This window comes from Streptomyces sp. NPDC014801 (genome assembly GCF_043082085.1).
Taxonomy (GTDB): Bacteria; Actinomycetota; Actinomycetes; order Streptomycetales; family Streptomycetaceae; genus Streptomyces.
Window position 1 is genome coordinate 95,847 of record NZ_JBIBXG010000004.1, and the last position, 16,240, is coordinate 112,086.

General features: G+C 71.2%; 11 protein-coding genes. 8 read left to right on the forward strand and 3 right to left on the reverse strand.

What is annotated here, in order from left to right:
• The first annotated feature begins 23 nt into the window (after window positions 1-23).
• Window positions 24-695: a GntR family transcriptional regulator gene (locus tag ACF1AL_RS09935; protein WP_391825754.1), complete on the forward strand. Its 672-nt coding sequence runs from the start codon at window positions 24-26 to the stop codon at window positions 693-695.
• A 376-nt stretch (window positions 696-1,071) separates the two neighbouring features.
• Window positions 1,072-4,068 (forward strand): bifunctional [glutamine synthetase] adenylyltransferase/[glutamine synthetase]-adenylyl-L-tyrosine phosphorylase, encoded by a 2,997-nt coding sequence (locus ACF1AL_RS09940; protein ID WP_391661431.1) that lies wholly within the window; start codon window positions 1,072-1,074, stop codon window positions 4,066-4,068.
• A gap of 42 nt (window positions 4,069-4,110) precedes the next feature.
• Here ACF1AL_RS09940 and ACF1AL_RS09945 read toward each other — a convergent pair whose 3' ends face one another.
• Together ACF1AL_RS09945 and ACF1AL_RS09950 are read right to left on the reverse strand one after the other, a co-directional pair.
• Window positions 4,111-5,025, reverse strand: coding sequence for a phosphatase PAP2 family protein (locus tag ACF1AL_RS09945; protein ID WP_391825755.1), 915 nt, complete (start codon window positions 5,023-5,025; stop codon window positions 4,111-4,113).
• A 105-nt stretch (window positions 5,026-5,130) separates the two neighbouring features.
• The gene (locus ACF1AL_RS09950) at window positions 5,131-6,165 is read right to left on the reverse strand and encodes a LacI family DNA-binding transcriptional regulator (RefSeq protein WP_391661429.1); all 1,035 of its coding nucleotides are present in this window, start codon (window positions 6,163-6,165) and stop codon (window positions 5,131-5,133) included.
• A 356-nt stretch (window positions 6,166-6,521) separates the two neighbouring features.
• On the opposite strand from ACF1AL_RS09950, the gene ACF1AL_RS09955 reads away from it, so the two are divergent.
• The 6 genes from ACF1AL_RS09955 to ACF1AL_RS09980 all read left to right on the forward strand — a co-directional run bounded on the left by ACF1AL_RS09955 (window position 6,522) and on the right by ACF1AL_RS09980 (window position 14,707).
• Window positions 6,522-7,793, forward strand: a complete 1,272-nt coding sequence (locus tag ACF1AL_RS09955) for an extracellular solute-binding protein (RefSeq protein WP_384211986.1) — start codon at window positions 6,522-6,524, stop codon at window positions 7,791-7,793.
• Between the two features lie 104 nt (window positions 7,794-7,897).
• Window positions 7,898-8,848 (forward strand): carbohydrate ABC transporter permease, encoded by a 951-nt coding sequence (locus ACF1AL_RS09960; protein WP_384211990.1) that lies wholly within the window; start codon window positions 7,898-7,900, stop codon window positions 8,846-8,848.
• Window positions 8,849-8,864: 16 nt separating this feature from the next.
• Window positions 8,865-9,773, forward strand: coding sequence for an ABC transporter permease subunit (locus tag ACF1AL_RS09965; RefSeq protein ID WP_366836066.1), 909 nt, complete (start codon window positions 8,865-8,867; stop codon window positions 9,771-9,773).
• Between the two features lie 151 nt (window positions 9,774-9,924).
• A complete protein-coding gene (locus ACF1AL_RS09970) occupies window positions 9,925-11,598 on the forward strand; it encodes a glycoside hydrolase family 13 protein (protein WP_384211993.1) in 1,674 nt (557 codons plus the stop codon).
• Window positions 11,599-11,762: 164 nt separating this feature from the next.
• Window positions 11,763-13,133, forward strand: a complete 1,371-nt coding sequence (locus ACF1AL_RS09975; RefSeq protein ID WP_366836064.1) for an alpha-amylase family protein — start codon at window positions 11,763-11,765, stop codon at window positions 13,131-13,133.
• A 131-nt stretch (window positions 13,134-13,264) separates the two neighbouring features.
• Entirely contained in the window at window positions 13,265-14,707 is a 1,443-nt protein-coding gene (locus ACF1AL_RS09980; protein ID WP_391820526.1) for a hypothetical protein, read from the forward strand.
• On the opposite strand, the gene ACF1AL_RS09985 is transcribed toward ACF1AL_RS09980, so the two are convergent.
• Complete coding sequence (locus ACF1AL_RS09985; protein WP_391825756.1) at window positions 14,685-16,091, reverse strand: hypothetical protein; 1,407 nt, start codon at window positions 16,089-16,091, stop codon at window positions 14,685-14,687. The genes ACF1AL_RS09980 and ACF1AL_RS09985 overlap by 23 nt on opposite strands.
• Window positions 16,092-16,240 lie beyond the last annotated feature (149 nt).

Genomic DNA, 16,240 nt, shown 5'->3' on the forward strand with positions numbered 1-16,240 from the left:
CCGCAGCCCCGGAGGCAACCAGCATGGCCGGCCACCTGAAGCAAGCCAACCTCATCACCGCGCAGGAGCGGCTGCGCGACCAGGTGGCCCACGCCCTGCGCGCCGCGCTGATCTCCGGTGAGCTGCAGCCGGGGCTGGTGTACTCGGCGCCGGCGCTCGCCTCCGACTTCGGGATCTCCGCGACGCCGGTGCGCGAGGCGATGCTCGACCTGGTCCGCGAAGGGCTGGTGGAACCCGTGCGCAACAAGGGGTTCCGGGTCACCGAGGTCAGCGGGCGGGACCTCGACCAGTACAGCGAGCTGCGGGCGCTGATCGAGGTGCCGACGGTGGGGGCGGTGACGCGGTCGGCGAGCCGGGAGCAGCTCCAGGCGCTGCGGCCGGTGGCGGAGGAGATCGTGGCGAGCGCGCGCGAGCACGACCTGATCGGCTACCTCGACGCCGACCGCCGCTTCCATCTGTCCCTGCTCGGCCTGCACGGCAACGAGCGCCTGGTCGAAACGGTGGGGGACCTGCGCAAGCGGTCGCGCCTGTACGGGCTGCGGGCCCTGGACGCGCAGGGCCTGCTGCTGCCTTCGGCGGAGGAGCACCTGGAGCTGCTGGACCGGATGCTGGCGGGCGACGCGGCGGAGGCGGAAACGGTGATGACCCGCCACCTGGGTCACGTGCGTTCGCTGTGGGCGGCGGAGGGTTCCTGACGAGTGCCGGGTGCGGGTACCTGCGGTGCCTGTGGGGGCGGGTGCGGATTTCACGCCGGGTGCGGGTGCGTGGGTGGCTGGTCGCGCAGTTCCCCGCGCCCCTAGGGGGTTGCAGTCACCCCCTTCCCCACGTAGCTGCGGGCAGTCGTGCCGCTGGGGCGGCACGGGTGGGCGCAGCGGCACCCCGCAAGCGCCGGGCAGCGCACCCCACGGCGTTCACCACAACCCCAGGCACAAGCGCACCGCAGGCCACCGCACCCAACGGCGTTCACCGCACCCCCGGGCGCGCAGTCACCCCCCGTACCGAGAACCGCAAGGCCCCGCGCCGGCGGCTAGGCTCTGGCCAAGGATGGGCTGGACGACAAGGAGGCCGCAGATGACGGCGCCCGGGCGCAGGAGCAGCACCTTCTCTCGGCTGCTGCGACACGGCTTCACCGACCCGTCCGCCGCCGAACGCCTCCTGGAGGGCGACGACCTCGCCCCCGTCCGCACCGACCCGGTCCTGCTGGAAGCCCTCGGCGCCACCGCCGACCCCGACCTCGCCCTGCAGGGCCTCGCCCGCCTGCTGGAGGCGCAGCCCGACCCCACGGCCCGCCGCGAGCTGCTCGACACCGTCACCGCGGCCAAGCCCCTGCGCGACCGCCTGCTCGGCGTGCTCGGCGCCTCCGCCGCCCTCGCCGACCACCTCGCCCGGCACCCCCGGGACTGGTACGCGCTGGTCACCTACGAGCCGTACGACCTGCATCCCGGTCTCGCCGAGTTCGAGCGGGGCCTGGCCGAGGCCACCGACCCGGTCGCGCTGCGCGTGGCCTACCGCCGCTGCCTGCTGTCGATCGCGGCCCGTGACGTGTGCGGCACGACCGACGTCGCCGAGACCGCCGCCGAGCTGGCCGACCTGGCGACCGCGACGCTGCGGGCCGCGCTGGCCATCGCCGAGGCGGCCGCCCCGGACGACGCGGCCGCCTGCCGGCTCGCGGTGATCGCGATGGGCAAGTGCGGCGGCCACGAGCTGAACTACGTCTCCGACGTGGACGTCATCTTCGTCGCGGAGGCCGCCGAGGGCACCGACGAGAGCAAGGCCCTCAAGGCCGCCACGCGCCTGGCCTCGCACCTGATGCGGGTCTGCTCCGAGACCACCGTCGAGGGCTCGATCTGGCCGGTCGACGCCAATCTGCGCCCCGAGGGCCGCAACGGCCCGCTGGTGCGGACCCTGGCCAGCCATCTGGCCTACTACCAGCGCTGGGCCAAGACGTGGGAGTTCCAGGCCCTGCTGAAGGCGCGGCCGGTGGCCGGCGACGCCGAGCTGGGCCGGGCGTACGTCGAGGCGCTGGAGCCGCTGGTGTGGCAGGCCGCCGAGCGGGAGAACTTCGTCGCCGACGTGCAGAAGATGCGGCGGCGGGTCGTCGAGAACATCCCCGTCGCGGAGGTGGAGCGCGAGCTGAAGCTCGGGCCGGGAGGTCTGCGGGACGTCGAGTTCGCCGTGCAGCTGCTGCAGCTGGTGCACGGGCGGGCCGACGCCTCCCTGCGCAGCGGCACCACGCTGGACGCGCTGGGGGCGCTCGCGGCGGGCGGGTACGTCGGGCGGGCGGACGCCACGCAGCTGGACGAGTCCTACCGGTTCCTGCGCTCGATGGAGCACCGCATCCAGCTCTACCGGCTGCGCCGCACCCACCTCGTCCCCGAGGACGACGCCGACCTGCGCCGCATCGGGCGCTCGCTGGGCCTGCGCACGGACCCGGTGACCGAGCTGACCCGCGAGTGGAAGCGGCACGCCGGTGTCGTACGGCGGCTGCACGAGAAGCTGTTCTACCGGCCGCTGCTGGACGCGGTCGCCCAGCTCGCGCCGGGGGAGGCCCGGCTGAGCACGGAGGCGGCCCGCGAGCGCCTCGTCGCGCTCGGCTACGCCGACCCGGCCGCCGCGCTGCGCCACCTGGAGGCGCTGGCCTCCGGGGTCACCCGCAAGGCCGCCATCCAGCGGACCCTGCTGCCGGTGCTGCTGGGCTGGTTCGCGGACTCCGCCGATCCGGACGCGGGCCTGCTCAACTTCCGCAAGGTGTCCGACGCGCTCGGCAAGACGCCCTGGTACCTGCGGCTGCTGCGGGACGAGGGCGCCGCCGCCGAGAACCTGGCCCGGGTGCTGTCCGCGGGCCGGCTCGCGCCCGACCTGCTGATGCGCGCCCCGGAGGCGGTGGCGCTGCTCGGCGACGGGGACGGCGGCGGGCTCGCGCCGCGCTCCCGGGCGCACCTGGAGCAGGAGATCCTCGCGGCGGTGGGCCGCGCGGAGAACGCCGAGCAGGGCGTGACCGCCGCCCGTGGCGTGCGCCGCCGGGAGCTGTTCCGGACGGCGGCCGCGGACATCGTCGGCTCCTACGGCACGGAGACCCAGCCCGCCGAGGCCGACCAGGGCGCCCTGGTGGACCGGGTGGGCGCCGCCGTCTCCGATCTGACGGCCGCGACCCTGGCGGGCACCCTGCGGGCCGTCGTGCGCGAGGGATGGGGGGAGACGCTGCCCACCCGGTTCGCGATCATCGGCATGGGCCGCTTCGGCGGGCACGAGCTGGGGTACGGCTCCGACGCCGACGTGCTGTTCGTGCACGAGCCCCGCGACGGCGTCGACGAGCGGGAGGCCGCCGACGCCGCGAACAAGGTCGTCGCCGAGATGCGCCGGCTGCTGCAGATCCCGAGTTCCGACCCGCCGCTGCTGATCGACGCCGACCTGCGCCCGGAGGGCAAGTCCGGGCCCCTGGTGCGCACCCTGAAGTCGTACGCGGCGTACTACCGCCGCTGGTCGCTGGTGTGGGAGTCGCACGCCCTGCTGCGGGCCACGCCGGTCGCCGGCGACGAGGAGCTGGGCGCCCGCTTCATGGAGCTGATCGATCCGCTGCGGTACCGCACGGGCGGGCTCGACGAGGACGCCGTACGGGAGATCCGGCGGCTCAAGGCGCGGATGGAGTCCGAGCGGCTGCCGCGCGGCGCCGACCCGAAGCTGCACACCAAGCTGGGGCCGGGCGGGCTGTCGGACGTGGAGTGGACGGTGCAGGTGCTGCAGTTGCGGCACGCCGCGCGGGTCCCGGGGCTGCGCACCACCCGCACCCGTGAGGCGCTGGCGGCGGCCCGGGAGGCGGAGCTGCTGTCCGCCGAGGACGCGGAGATCCTCGACGAGGCGTGGGTGCTGGCCACCCGGGTGCGCAACGCGGTGATGCTGGTGCGCGGCCGGGCCGGGGACACCTTCCCCACGGAGAGCCGCGAGCTGGCCGCCGTCGGCCGCTACCTCGGCTACGGCCCCGGCCACGTCGGCGACATGCTGGACGCCTACCGCCGGACCACCCGCCGGGCACGCGGCGTCGTCGAGGAGCTCTTCTACGGCGGCTGAGGGCCGCTCCCCGGCAGCCGCCAGCCGGCAGCCGCGACCGCTCTACGGCAGCTGACGGGCCGCCGCGGCCGGATCGTCCCCCGCGGCCTCGTCCGGCGGGGCCTGGTCCGCCGGGGCCTGTTCCCGAGCCCGGCGGACGGCGACCCGCCTCGGCAGGGCGTACGGCAGGGTGCCGTACCAGATCCAGGCCACCGCGTAGCCGAACGCCAGGCACAGCAGGCCGCCCACCGCGTCCAGCCAGAAGTGGTTGGCGGTCGCGACGATCACGACCAGGGTGGCCGCCGGGTACACCAGTCCCAGCACCCGCACCCAGGGCACCCGCGCCAGCGCGAAGATCGTCAGCCCGCACCACAGGGACCAGCCGATGTGCATCGACGGCATGGCGGCGTACTGGTTCGACACGTGCTTGAGGTCGCCGGAGGCCATCGAGCCCCACGTCTGGTGGACCATGACGGTGTCGATGAAGCGGGTGCCGGTCATCAGCCGGGGCGGTGCGAGCGGATACAGGTAGTAACCGACCAAAGCCACACCCGTCGTGGCGAACAGGACCAGCCGGGCCGCGCCGTAGCGCCCGGGATGGCTGCGGTACAGCCAGACCAGCACGCCCAGCGTCACCACGAAGTGCAGCGTGGCGTAGTAGTAGTTCATGCCGACGATCAGCCAGGTCACCGAATTCACGGCGTGGTTGACGGACTGCTCGACGGCCAGCCCGAGTTGGTGCTCCAGGCGCCAGACGAAGTCGGCGTTGCGCAGGGCCTGCCCGCGCTGCTCGGGCACGGCGTTGCGGATGAGGGAGTACGTCCAGTAACTGACCGCGATCAGCAGGATCTCGAACCACAGACGCGGCGCCCGGGGGGCGCGCAGCCGGCCGAGGAGAGCGCGTCCCGAAGCGGCCGCGACGGCCTGCGGAACGGCCGCTTCGCGGCCTTCCTGAGTCGTCACGGTCGTGTCACCCATGAGCACGAATTCTGCCAGAAAAGCCCTCTGCGACCGATCATCCTCCGGTCGGGTCCGAGGCGCACCTTCTACGCCCTGTGGACGATTTGCCCCCCGTGCCGGCCCTTACGGGCGGGTGCGGTCGCCCGGGGCGGAGGCGGTCGAGCCGCGCACCACCAGTTCCGGCATGAAGACGAACTCGCTGTGCGGCGCGGGCGTGCCGCCGATCTCCTCCAGCAGCGTGCGCACCGCCGCCTGGCCCATGGCCGGCACCGGCTTGCGGATCGTGGTCAGCGGCGGGTCGGTGAAAGCGATCAGCGGGGAGTCGTCGAAGCCGACGACGGACACGTCCCGGGGGACCTCCAGGCCGCGCTGCCGGGCCGCCCGTATCGCGCCGAGCGCCATCATGTCGCTGGCGCACACCACGGCCGTGCAGCCGCGGTCGATCAGCGCGTTCGTGGCCGCCTGGCCGCCCTCCAGGGTGTACAGCGAGTGCTGGATCAGCTCCGTCTCGATCACGTCCGGGGCGAGGCCCAGCTGGTCCTGCATGGCCCGCACGAAGCCCTCGATCTTGCGCTGGACCGGCACGAACCGCTTCGGGCCGAGCGCGAGCCCGATCTTGGTGTGGCCGAGCGAGGCCAGGTGGGTCACCGCGAGGGCCATCGCCGCGCGGTCGTCGGGGGAGATGAAGGGCGCCTGCACCTTCGGCGAGAAGCCGTCCACGAGCACGAACGGCACGCCCTGCGCGCGCAGCTGCTCGTAGCGCTGCATGTCGGCGGTGGTGTCGGCGTGCAGTCCGGAGACGTAGATGATGCCGGCCACGCCGCGGTCGACGAGCATCTCGGTCAGCTCGTCCTCCGTGGACCCGCCCGGGGTCTGGGTGGCGAGCACCGGGGTGTACCCCTGACGGGTCAGCGCCTGCCCGATGACCTGGGCCAGGGCCGGGAAGATGGGGTTCTCCAGCTCGGGGGTGATCAGCCCGACGAGGCCGGCGCTGCGCTGCCGCAGCCGGACGGGGCGTTCGTAACCGAGCACGTCGAGCGCGGCCAGCACGGACTGGCGGGTGGTGGCGGCGACGCCGGCCTTGCCGTTGAGGACGCGGCTGACGGTCGCTTCGCTCACCCCCGCCTGAGCAGCGATGTCGGCAAGCCGTGTGGTCACGCCACTGGACTGTACCGGCCGGATGCCGCCTTGCACACCGACCGGGCGCCGGGTGCGGGCCGTCTGGCGTCCCGTCATGGGCTGCTGCGTCATCGCGCTCCCTCATGCAATCGGTGGCAAGAGCTTGCAGAGTCTTTCACAGAGCGTCCCCGCCCCGTGCAACCCGCGTAAACAACAGTCTCACAGCGGTCTCAGGTCGGTCGAGGCCCGATCACGCCCGAGTAACTTCGGAGATCTCTTGCACTTTTTTGCAGCAAGGTCTTTCGTGACGCTTACATGGCTGTTACGTTCACGTCGCCCGACGGCAAGCAAAGGCGCAGTCGGCACCACTCGGGCTTTCACCTCAAGGAGAACTCATGCGGCGTGGCATAGCGGCCACCGCGCTGGCGGCGTCTCTCGCGCTGGCGGCGACGGCCTGCGGCGGCAGCGACAGCGGCGACAAGGCCGGCGGGCCGGTCACCATCACCTGGTGGGACACCTCGAACGCCACCAACGAGGCCCCCACGTACCAGGCCCTGATCAAGCAGTTCGAGGCGGCGAACAAGGACATCAAGGTCAACTACGTCAACGTCCAGTTCGACCAGGCCCAGAACAAGTTCGACACCGCCGCAGGCTCCAAGGGTGCCCCCGACGTGCTGCGCTCCGAGGTCGGCTGGACCCCGGCCTTCGCCAAGAAGGGCTACTTCCTGCCGCTGGACGGCACCGAGGCCCTCGCCGACCAGGCCAAGTTCCAGCCCAGCCTGATCAAGCAGGCCCAGTACGAGGGCAAGACCTACGGCGTGCCGCTGGTCACCGACACCCTCGCGCTCGTCTACAACAAGCAGCTGTTCGCCAAGGCCGGCATCACCGAGGCGCCCAAGACCTGGGACGACCTGAAGAAGGCCGCCGCCACCGTCAAGGACAAGACCGGCGTCGACGGCTACTGGGGCTCCACCCAGGCCTACTACGCCCAGCCCTACCTCTACGGCGAGGGCACCGACACGGTCGACGCCGCCGGCAAGAAGATCACCGTGAACTCGGCCGCCGCGAAGAAGGGCTACGGCACCTGGCTGAGCCTGTTCGACGGCAAGGGCCTGCACAAGGCCGACACCACCGCCGACGCCTACGCCCACATCCAGGACGCGTTCGTCAACGGCAAGGTCGCCGCGATCATCCAGGGCCCGTGGGAGATCACCAACTTCTACAAGGGCTCCGCCTTCAAGGACAAGAACAACCTCGGCATCGCCACCGTCCCGGCCGGCTCGGCCGGCAAGGCGGGCGCCCCGACCGGCGGCCACAACCTGTCCGTCTACGCGGGCTCCGACGCCGCCCACCAGAAGGCCGCGCTGAAGTTCGTGAACTTCATGACCTCCGCGAAGTCGCAGACCGAGATCGCGCTGAAGAACTCCACGCTGCCCACCCGCGACGACGCCTACACCGCCGAGGTCAAGGCCGACCCGGGCATCGCCGGCTACCAGACCGTGCTGCCCGCCGCCCAGCCGCGCCCGGCGCTGCCCGAGTACAGCTCCCTGTGGGGCCCGCTCGACACCGAGCTGCCCAAGATCGCCGGCGGCAAGGAGTCCCTGGACCAGGGCCTGAACAACGCCGAGCTCGCCATCACCAAGCTGGTCCCGGACTTCAGCAAGTGACCCCGTGTGGCCGCCGGATCCCCCGTCGTGAGCGGGGGGAGGGATCCGGCGGCCACCGGTCCGCGCGCCGTACTCCCTGATCGTCTCCGAAGGTGTCGAGAACCATGACAGTCGCCCAACGTCTCAAGCACGGCTACCAGAAGCACTGGTACGCCTACGCGATGATCGCCCCCGTGGCCGTCGTGCTCGGCGTCCTCGTGGTCTATCCGCTGGTGTACGGCCTCTACCTCACGCTCACCGACGCCAACAGCCTGAACACGGCCCGCACCATCGGCGTCAACCACATCGACGCGACCTACAAGTTCATCGGGCTGGACAACTACCAGGACATCCTCTTCGGCCCGACGGCGTACGACCGCTTCTGGTCGCACTTCATCTGGACGATTGTGTGGACGGCGCTGTGCGTCGCCCTGCACTACTCGATCGGCCTCGGCCTGGCGCTGCTGCTCAACCAGAAGCTGCGCGGGCGCACCGCCTACCGGCTGCTGCTGATCATCCCGTGGGCCGTGCCCACCTTCGTCACCGTCTTCGGCTGGCGGATCATGCTCTCCGACGGCGGTGTCATCAACACCTTCCTGGACACCCTGCACCTGCCCTCGCCGGCCTGGCTGGAGGACACCTTCTGGCAGCGGTTCGCCGCGATCATGGTGAACACCTGGTGCGGTGTGCCGTTCATGATGGTCTCCCTGCTCGGCGGCCTGCAGTCCATCGACGCCTCGCTGTACGAGGCCGCGGAGATGGACGGCGCGAGCCCCTGGCAGCGCTTCCGCTACGTCACCCTGCCCGGACTGCGCTCGGTCAGCTCCACCGTGGTCCTGCTCGGCATCATCTGGACCTTCAACCAGTTCGCGGTGATCTTCCTGCTGTTCGGCAACACCTCCGCGCCGGACGCCCAGATCCTCGTCACCTGGGCGTACTACCTCGGCTTCGGGCAGCAGCCGCGTGACTTCGCCCAGTCCGCCAGCTACGGCATGCTGCTGCTGGCCATCCTCATCGTCTTCACCTCCTTCTACCGCCGCTGGCTGAACCGCAACGACCAGCAGCTCGCGATCTGAGGCAGGAGTTCCGCCCATGACCACGACCACAGTCGAGACCTCCGCCGCGGTGACCGAGAAGAACTCCACCGGCGCGCCCCGCAAGGTGCGCGGCCGCGGCGAGCGGTCCCTGGCCGCCTCCCTCGCCTCCCACGCCCTGCTGATCGTCGCGAGCCTCGTCGCCCTCTTCCCCGTCCTCTGGCTGGTCTTCCTCTCCCTCGGCCCGGACAAGGACGACTATCTGCACCCCGGGAAGATCTGGGGGAAGATGACGCTGGACAACTACTCGTTCGTCCTGCAGCACACCAGCTTCTTCGACTGGCTGAAGAGCTCGCTGATCGTCTCCCTCGGCACCACCGTGATCGGCGTGCTCGTCGCCGCCACCACCGGTTACGCCGTCTCCCGCATGCGCTTCCCCGGCTACCGCAAGTTCATGTGGATCCTGCTGGTCACCCAGATGTTCCCGGTGGCCGTGCTGATGGTGCCGATGTACCAGATCCTGTCCGAGCTGCAGCTGGTCGACAACTACTTCGGCCTGATCCTCATCTACTGCACGACCGCCGTGCCGTACTGCGCCTGGCTGCTCAAGGGCTACTTCGACACCATCCCGTTCGAGATCGACGAGGCCGGACGCGTCGACGGCCTGACCCCGTTCGGCACGTTCGCCCGCCTCATCCTGCCGCTCGCCCGGCCGGGCCTGGCGGTGGCCGGCTTCTACAGCTTCATCACCGCCTTCGGCGAGGTCGCCTTCGCCACCACCTTCATGCTGGACGACAGCAAGTACACCCTCGCCGTCGGCCTGCAGAGCTTCATCAGCGAGCACGACGCGCAGCGCAACCTCATGGCCGCCACGGCGGTCCTGATCGCGATACCCGTGTCCGCGTTCTTCTACCTCGTGCAGAAGAACCTGGTGACCGGCCTCACCGCCGGCGGCACCAAGGGCTGACACCCGTCAGCCACGAGGCTCCCGCGCGCCTGGCCGCGCGGGCAGGCGGCCGCGGTGCCATCCGACCCCGCTGTACCGCGGCCGCCTCAACCCCCAGCCGCCGTCACCCACCGACCCGATGACCGCACTCTCCTTACGCATCAAGGAAGCCATGACCCAGCACTCCTCGGCTCCGAACTCGGCTCTCGCCACCGTCGCCCAGCGCCGCGACTGGTGGCGGGACGCGGTGATCTACCAGGTGTATCCGCGCAGCTTCGCCGACGCCAACGGCGACGGCATGGGCGACCTGGAGGGCGTACGCTCCCGGCTGCCGTACCTGCGCGACCTGGGCGTGGACGCCGTCTGGCTGAGCCCCTTCTACGCCTCCCCGCAGGCCGACGCCGGCTACGACGTCGCCGACTACCGTGCCGTCGACCCCATGTTCGGCAACCTCCTGGACGCGGACGCGCTGATCCGCGACGCCCACGCGCTGGGCCTGCGCATCATCGTCGACCTGGTGCCCAACCACTCCTCCGACCAGCACGAGTGGTTCAAGCGCGCCGTCGCCGAGGGCCCCGGCTCCCCGCTGCGCGAGCGCTACCACTTCCGCCCCGGCAAGGGCGAGAACGGCGAACTGCCGCCCAACGACTGGGAGTCCATCTTCGGCGGCCCGGCCTGGACCCGCGTCACCGAGCCCGACGGCACCCCCGGCGAGTGGTACCTGCACCTCTTCGCGCCCGAGCAGCCCGACTTCAACTGGGACCACCCGGCCGTCGGCGACGAGTTCCGCTCCATCCTGCGCTTCTGGCTCGACATGGGCGTCGACGGCTTCCGCATCGACGTCGCCCACGGCCTGGTCAAGGCCGACGGACTGCCCGACCTCGGCAGCCACGACCAGCTGAAACTGCTGGGCAACGATGTCATGCCGTTCTTCGACCAGGACGGCGTGCACGCCATCTACCGTCAGTGGCGCACGATCCTCGACGAGTACGCGGGCGAGCGCATCTTCGTCGCGGAGGCCTGGACCCCGACCGTCGAGCGCACCGCCAACTACGTGCGCCCCGACGAGCTGCACCAGGCGTTCAACTTCCAGTACCTGGCCACCGAGTGGGACGCCGAGGAGCTGCGCACGGTCATCGACCGCACGCTGGAGGCCATGCGCCCGGTCGGCGCCCCCGCGACCTGGGTGCTGTCCAACCACGACGTCACCCGGCACGCCACCCGCTTCGCCAACCCGCCCGGCCTCGGCACCCAGATCCGCCTCGCCGGCGACCGCGCGCTGGGCCTGCGCCGCGCCCGCGCCGCCACGCTGCTGATGCTGGCGCTGCCCGGCTCGGCGTACGTCTACCAGGGCGAGGAGCTGGGTCTGCCGGACGTCGTCGACCTGCCCGACGAGGTGCGCCAGGACCCGGCGTACTTCCGCGGCGCGGGCCAGGACGGCTTCCGCGACGGCTGCCGGGTGCCGATCCCGTGGACCCGCGCGGGCTCCTCCTACGGCTTCGGCGACGGCGGCAGCTGGCTGCCGCAGCCGGCGAACTGGGGCGAGCTGAGCGTCGAGGCGCAGACGGGCGTGCCCGGTTCCACGCTGGAGATGTACCGCTCCGCGCTCGCCGCCCGGCGGGAGCACCCGGACCTGGGCGCCGGCGAGAGCGTGGAGTGGCTGCGCGCGCCCGAGGGCGTCCTCGCCTTCCGCCGCGGCGACTTCGTCTGTGTCGCCAACACGACGGGGGAGTCCGTGACGACCCCGGCGTACGGCCGTGTGCTGCTCGCCAGCGGCGAGGTGACCGAGACCGGCGGCGAGGCGAAGGTCCCGGCCGACACGACGGTCTGGTTCACGACCGCCTGACGAGCGGCCCGCGGGGCCCGGCGCGAAAATCTTCGACAACTTCATCCGGCCCGCTGCCTTTTCCGGCGGCGGGCCTTTAACATCTGCGTCACCGCAAGTTTGCTGAAGCTTTCAGCAAGCTGTTACGCGGTTCCCCACAGCCTTCAAGGACGAAGGAACCCCACATGGCACGCAGAACCCTCGCGGGGGCCGCGGCGCTCGCCGCTGCCCTTGTCATGACCCCGACCACCGCGCAGGCCTCCCCGCCCGGCACCAAGGACGTCACGGCCGTCCTCTTCGAGTGGAAGTACGACTCGGTGGCCAAGGAGTGCACCAGCACCCTCGGCCCCGCCGGCTACGGCTACGTCCAGGTCTCCCCGCCCGCCGAGCACATACAGGGCTCCCAGTGGTGGACGTCGTACCAGCCCGTGTCGTACAAGATCGCCGGACGGCTCGGTGACCGGACCGCCTTCCGGAACATGGTGAACACCTGTCACGCGGCCGGGGTGAAGGTCGTCGCCGACACCGTCATCAACCACATGTCCGCCGGCAGCGGCACCGGCACCGGCGGCTCCTCGTACACGAAGTACAGCTACCCCGGCCTGTACTCCTCCTACGACTTCGACGACTGCACCAGCCAGGTCACCAACTACCAGGACCGCTGGAACGTCCAGCACTGCGAGCTCGTCGGCCTCGCCGACCTCGACACCGGCGAGTCCTACGTCCGCGGCGCGATCGCCGGGTACATGAACGACCTGCTCTCCCTCGGCGTGGACGGCTTCCGCATCGACGCCGCCAAGCACATCGACGCCGCCGACCTCGCGAACATCAAGTCCCGGCTGACCAACCCGTCGGTCTACTGGAAGCAGGAGGTCATCTACGGCGCGGGCGAGGCCGTCCAGCCGACCGAGTACACCGGCAACGGCGACGTCCAGGAGTTCCGCTACGCCTACGACCTCAAGCGCGTCTTCAACAACGAGAACCTCGCCTACCTGAAGAACTACGGCGAGGCCTGGGGCTACCTGAACAGCTCGGTCGCCGGCGTCTTCGTCGACAACCACGACACCGAGCGCAACGGTTCCACGCTCAACTACAAGGACGGCGCGAACTACACCCTCGCCAACGTCTTCATGCTGGCCTGGCCCTACGGCGCCCCCGACATCAACTCCGGCTACGAGTGGTCGGACGCCGACGCCGGCCCGCCGAACGGGGGCACCGTCAACGCCTGCTGGCAGGACGGCTGGAAGTGCCAGCACAAGTGGCCGGAGATCATCCGCATGGTCGGCTTCCGCAACGCCACCCGCGGCCAGGCCGTCACCGACTGGTGGGACAACGGCGGCGACGCCATCGCCTTCGGGCGCGGCTCCAAGGGCTTCGTGGCCATCAACCACGAGTCCGCGACCATCTCCCGCACCTACCAGACGTCCCTGCCCGCCGGGACCTACTGCAACGTCCAGAACAACACGACCGTCTCGGTGAACGGCTCCGGCCAGCTCACCGCGACCCTCGCCGCGAACACGGCGCTCGCGGTGTACGCGGGCAAGTCCAGCTGCTGACCCTCCCGCCCCGGACCCCGGGGGCCGGGCCCACGGCGCCGCCACAAGGCCGCCGGGGGCCCGGTGGGAGGCCCCCGCCAAGCGGAGCAACAGCGCGTGCGCGGGACCCGTCCGGGTTCGAGGCTGGCGGCATGAGCATGCGCCCGTGGGTCGTCGTCGAGCCACCGGACGGCCGCGGCCTGCGCCGGGTGACCGTGGGCGGCGCCACCGTGGGCAGCGTCTGGTCCCTGCGCGGCCTGCGCCACCTGCTCGACCGGCTCGGGTACGCGGACACCGACCTGGACGACCCCACGTCCGTGTGCTGGCACGGCGGCGACCGGAACACCTGGCCCGACCGCCCCTGGCGCCGCCGCACGACGATGACGGTGATGGCGGCCGGCCTGCTCGCCTCGATGGTCCTCAACGTTGTGATCGGCTGGCCGGACGCCTCCGGGGCACTGACCTTCGCCCAGCGCGTCAGCGGGGCCCTGCTCGTGCTGTCCGGCCTGGTCCAGGGGGCCGGAGCGGTCCTGGCACCCGACCACTGGGGCCGGCGGGAGCTCCGGGCCTCCGGGGCGGTCGTCCTGCTCGGCGCCCTGATCGCGCTGGCCACGGACGGCCTGCTGTTCCTGATGTGGCTGGAGGAGAAGGAGTACACGCCCTATCTGTTCGCCTTCCTGCCCCTGGGCTGCTGGTCGGTGTGGGCGCTGGTCCTGCTGATCAGGGAGAGAGCCTGGAAAGGCGTGCCGTACCCCAGGAAGTTCGCCGCGGGGGTGTTCGCGACGGCTCTGCTGACCGGCGTCAGTCTCGCCTACTCCACCCTCTACCAGCCCGCGGTGGCCCCCATGCGTTTCGCCCTCAAGGCGGAATTCGGAAGGGCCCGCGAGGACCGCTCCCTCCCTTTCGTCCAGGTCCCGCTGAAACTCTCCGTGAAGAACACCGGAGAGGTGTCGGTCTACGTCATCATCAACGACTTCACCGTCTACGGCAGAACAGCCCGGTACTCCGAGCGCGGGGACTCCTCGGCCCAGGCCTGGAAGGAGAGCTTCCACCACGAGGAGGAGGCCGAGCGGCACGTCGACGAGCTCACCTACCGGCGGCTGAGCAGCGGACGCCTGTACGAGCCCGGGGAGGTGCTGGAGGCCGGGCAGGAGGACATCCGCGAGCACGTCGTCCAGATCCCCAGGAACATGCCGTACGACCTGCTCCACGTCGACCTGCAGCTCACCTACATGCGCAAGGACCGGGGCCGTATCGACGTGGAGCACTTCCGGAAACGCCACGAGTCGTGGCGGCACCCCCGCTACACCTGCCGTGCGGACGGGTGCCCGCCGGACACCCTCGCCTACATCGGCCGGGTGCGGCACAACAACAATCTCGTCAACGTGACCCGGAAACCGCTCTATGTGACGGCGTTCTGGTCGCCGACATTCCATCCGGTCTATTCCGTGTCCTCGTTCCATTTCACGGGTGGCTGGATCGATCGCGCGGCGGACAAGAGGGAGATCGGCAAATTCGGCATTGCGACCCGTCATGCCGACGGTGAGATCTCCGTCGCGGAGCTGCTGAGTGTCATATCTCCTGCGCCGCGCTGAACCAGTTCCCCGCATCGACATGCGCCTGCGTGTCCAGCTGCACGGCCGCCTTGAGGCAGTGCCGCGCGCGGAGGCCGAGGGAGTAGTAGAGCTCGTCCGCCGGCAGCGAGCCGGCCAGCCCGGGGAGCATCCGCTCGATGGCCAGCGCGCTGTCGGCCATCTTCTTGTTCCGCAGCTGGGCGTACACGTCCAGGGCGGCGTTCGCCGCCTCCTCGGACTTCCAGAAGTCCCGGACGCCCTCGCTGTCCCAGGCGGCGGGAACCAGATCCCGGAGGTCCTTGGCGAGGGTGGTGTCCGGGACGGCGTCGAAGACGGAGTTGGTGCAGAGCTGCGCCGCCCTGCCGAGCGGTTCGTCCGGCAGTCCCTGGTCCTGGACCGTCTTCTTCACGTCCTTCTCCAGCCGGCTCCTCTTCTCCTTCGCCTTGGGGTCGCCGGGCTTTGACGCACTGGCCTCGTGGGCGCTCTCCGCGAGCTCCTTGCGCTGGTCGTCGGAGGTGTTCCGGTCGCTCGCGGTCTCCAGAGCGGTCGCCCCGAGCATGTTCCACGCCCGCTGCTCGTCGGCGGCGGCAGCACTGCTCGCGCCCGGGGTCTCCTGCGGTGGAGCCGCCAGCAGGTGGTGGGCGGTGTCGCTCAGGCGGCGCGTCACGTACGGCGGGGCGTCCTGGTCGGCGACGAGCCGCAGGACGGAGGCCGTCCGGGCCACGACCAGGGTCCGCAGGCGCGCGTCCTCGGACGGGGTCCCCGGCCGGCTCGCCGTGTCCAGGGCGGAGGCCACCTGCCGTACCAGCCCGGTCAGCTGTGCGCGCACCGCTTCGGGGGTCGCCGGGTCGGCGATCGCGTCCAGCGCGGCGGCCACCTGCTGTGCGCTGCGGACGGTGTCGTCGCGCTGTTGCGGCGGGGTCTGCGCGTCGCTCACCGCCGCCAGCACGTCGGTCAGCTGATCCACGCTCGGCACCAGTTCGTCCGGGAGGTCCTGCTTCTTGGCGTCCAGGTCCGCCGTGACGTTGTCGACGTCGTCCTGCTGCTGCTTCAGGGCGGCGGAGGCCGATGCGCTGCCCTCGTGTGTCCCGGACGCCGTCGTGGTGCTCGGTGTGCCGTCCGAGGACGTCTCGGGCGTCGACGACGAGGAGCCATCCGGAGTGGGGGTGGGCGACGTGGGCGTCGGGGCCGGCGCGGTCGTCGTCGTGCCCTGCTGGTCCTGGGTGGGCGTGGGGGAAGGCGTCGAGTCGGCGGGCGTCGACGCGGGGGACGAGTCCGACCCGGCCCCGCCGGGCACCAGCGCCGTGGCCGCCGGGGCCACCGGGCCCACGGCCAGCGCGAGCGCCGTGACCAGGGTGGTTGCGCCGGTCAGGTGGGGGACGTGTCGCCGGGGAGTTCTGGCCATGAGAGATCCAGAGGGGGCTCTGCGCAGGAACTGCGCCACACTCACCACTTTTCCCCCACGCGGCCCGCGCCGCAACGGCAGTTCCGCCGCCCCGCGCCCGTCGGCACCCGGATCCCGGACACTCGGTGAAAATTCTTACCGGCTGTTTC

Excerpts from the sequence above, each read along its gene's own strand:
- ACF1AL_RS09935 (WP_391825754.1), top strand. The coding sequence starts at position 24 with ATGGCCGGCCACCTGAAGCAAGCCAACCTCATCACCGCGCAGGAGCGG.
- ACF1AL_RS09940 (WP_391661431.1), top strand. The coding sequence starts at position 1,072 with ATGACGGCGCCCGGGCGCAGGAGCAGCACCTTCTCTCGGCTGCTGCGA.
- ACF1AL_RS09945 (WP_391825755.1), bottom strand. The coding sequence starts at position 5,025 with ATGGGTGACACGACCGTGACGACTCAGGAAGGCCGCGAAGCGGCCGTT.
- ACF1AL_RS09955 (WP_384211986.1), top strand. The coding sequence starts at position 6,522 with ATGCGGCGTGGCATAGCGGCCACCGCGCTGGCGGCGTCTCTCGCGCTG.
- ACF1AL_RS09960 (WP_384211990.1), top strand. The coding sequence starts at position 7,898 with ATGACAGTCGCCCAACGTCTCAAGCACGGCTACCAGAAGCACTGGTAC.
- ACF1AL_RS09965 (WP_366836066.1), top strand. The coding sequence starts at position 8,865 with ATGACCACGACCACAGTCGAGACCTCCGCCGCGGTGACCGAGAAGAAC.
- ACF1AL_RS09970 (WP_384211993.1), top strand. The coding sequence starts at position 9,925 with ATGACCCAGCACTCCTCGGCTCCGAACTCGGCTCTCGCCACCGTCGCC.
- ACF1AL_RS09975 (WP_366836064.1), top strand. The coding sequence starts at position 11,763 with ATGGCACGCAGAACCCTCGCGGGGGCCGCGGCGCTCGCCGCTGCCCTT.
- ACF1AL_RS09980 (WP_391820526.1), top strand. The coding sequence starts at position 13,265 with ATGAGCATGCGCCCGTGGGTCGTCGTCGAGCCACCGGACGGCCGCGGC.
- ACF1AL_RS09985 (WP_391825756.1), bottom strand. The coding sequence starts at position 16,091 with ATGGCCAGAACTCCCCGGCGACACGTCCCCCACCTGACCGGCGCAACC.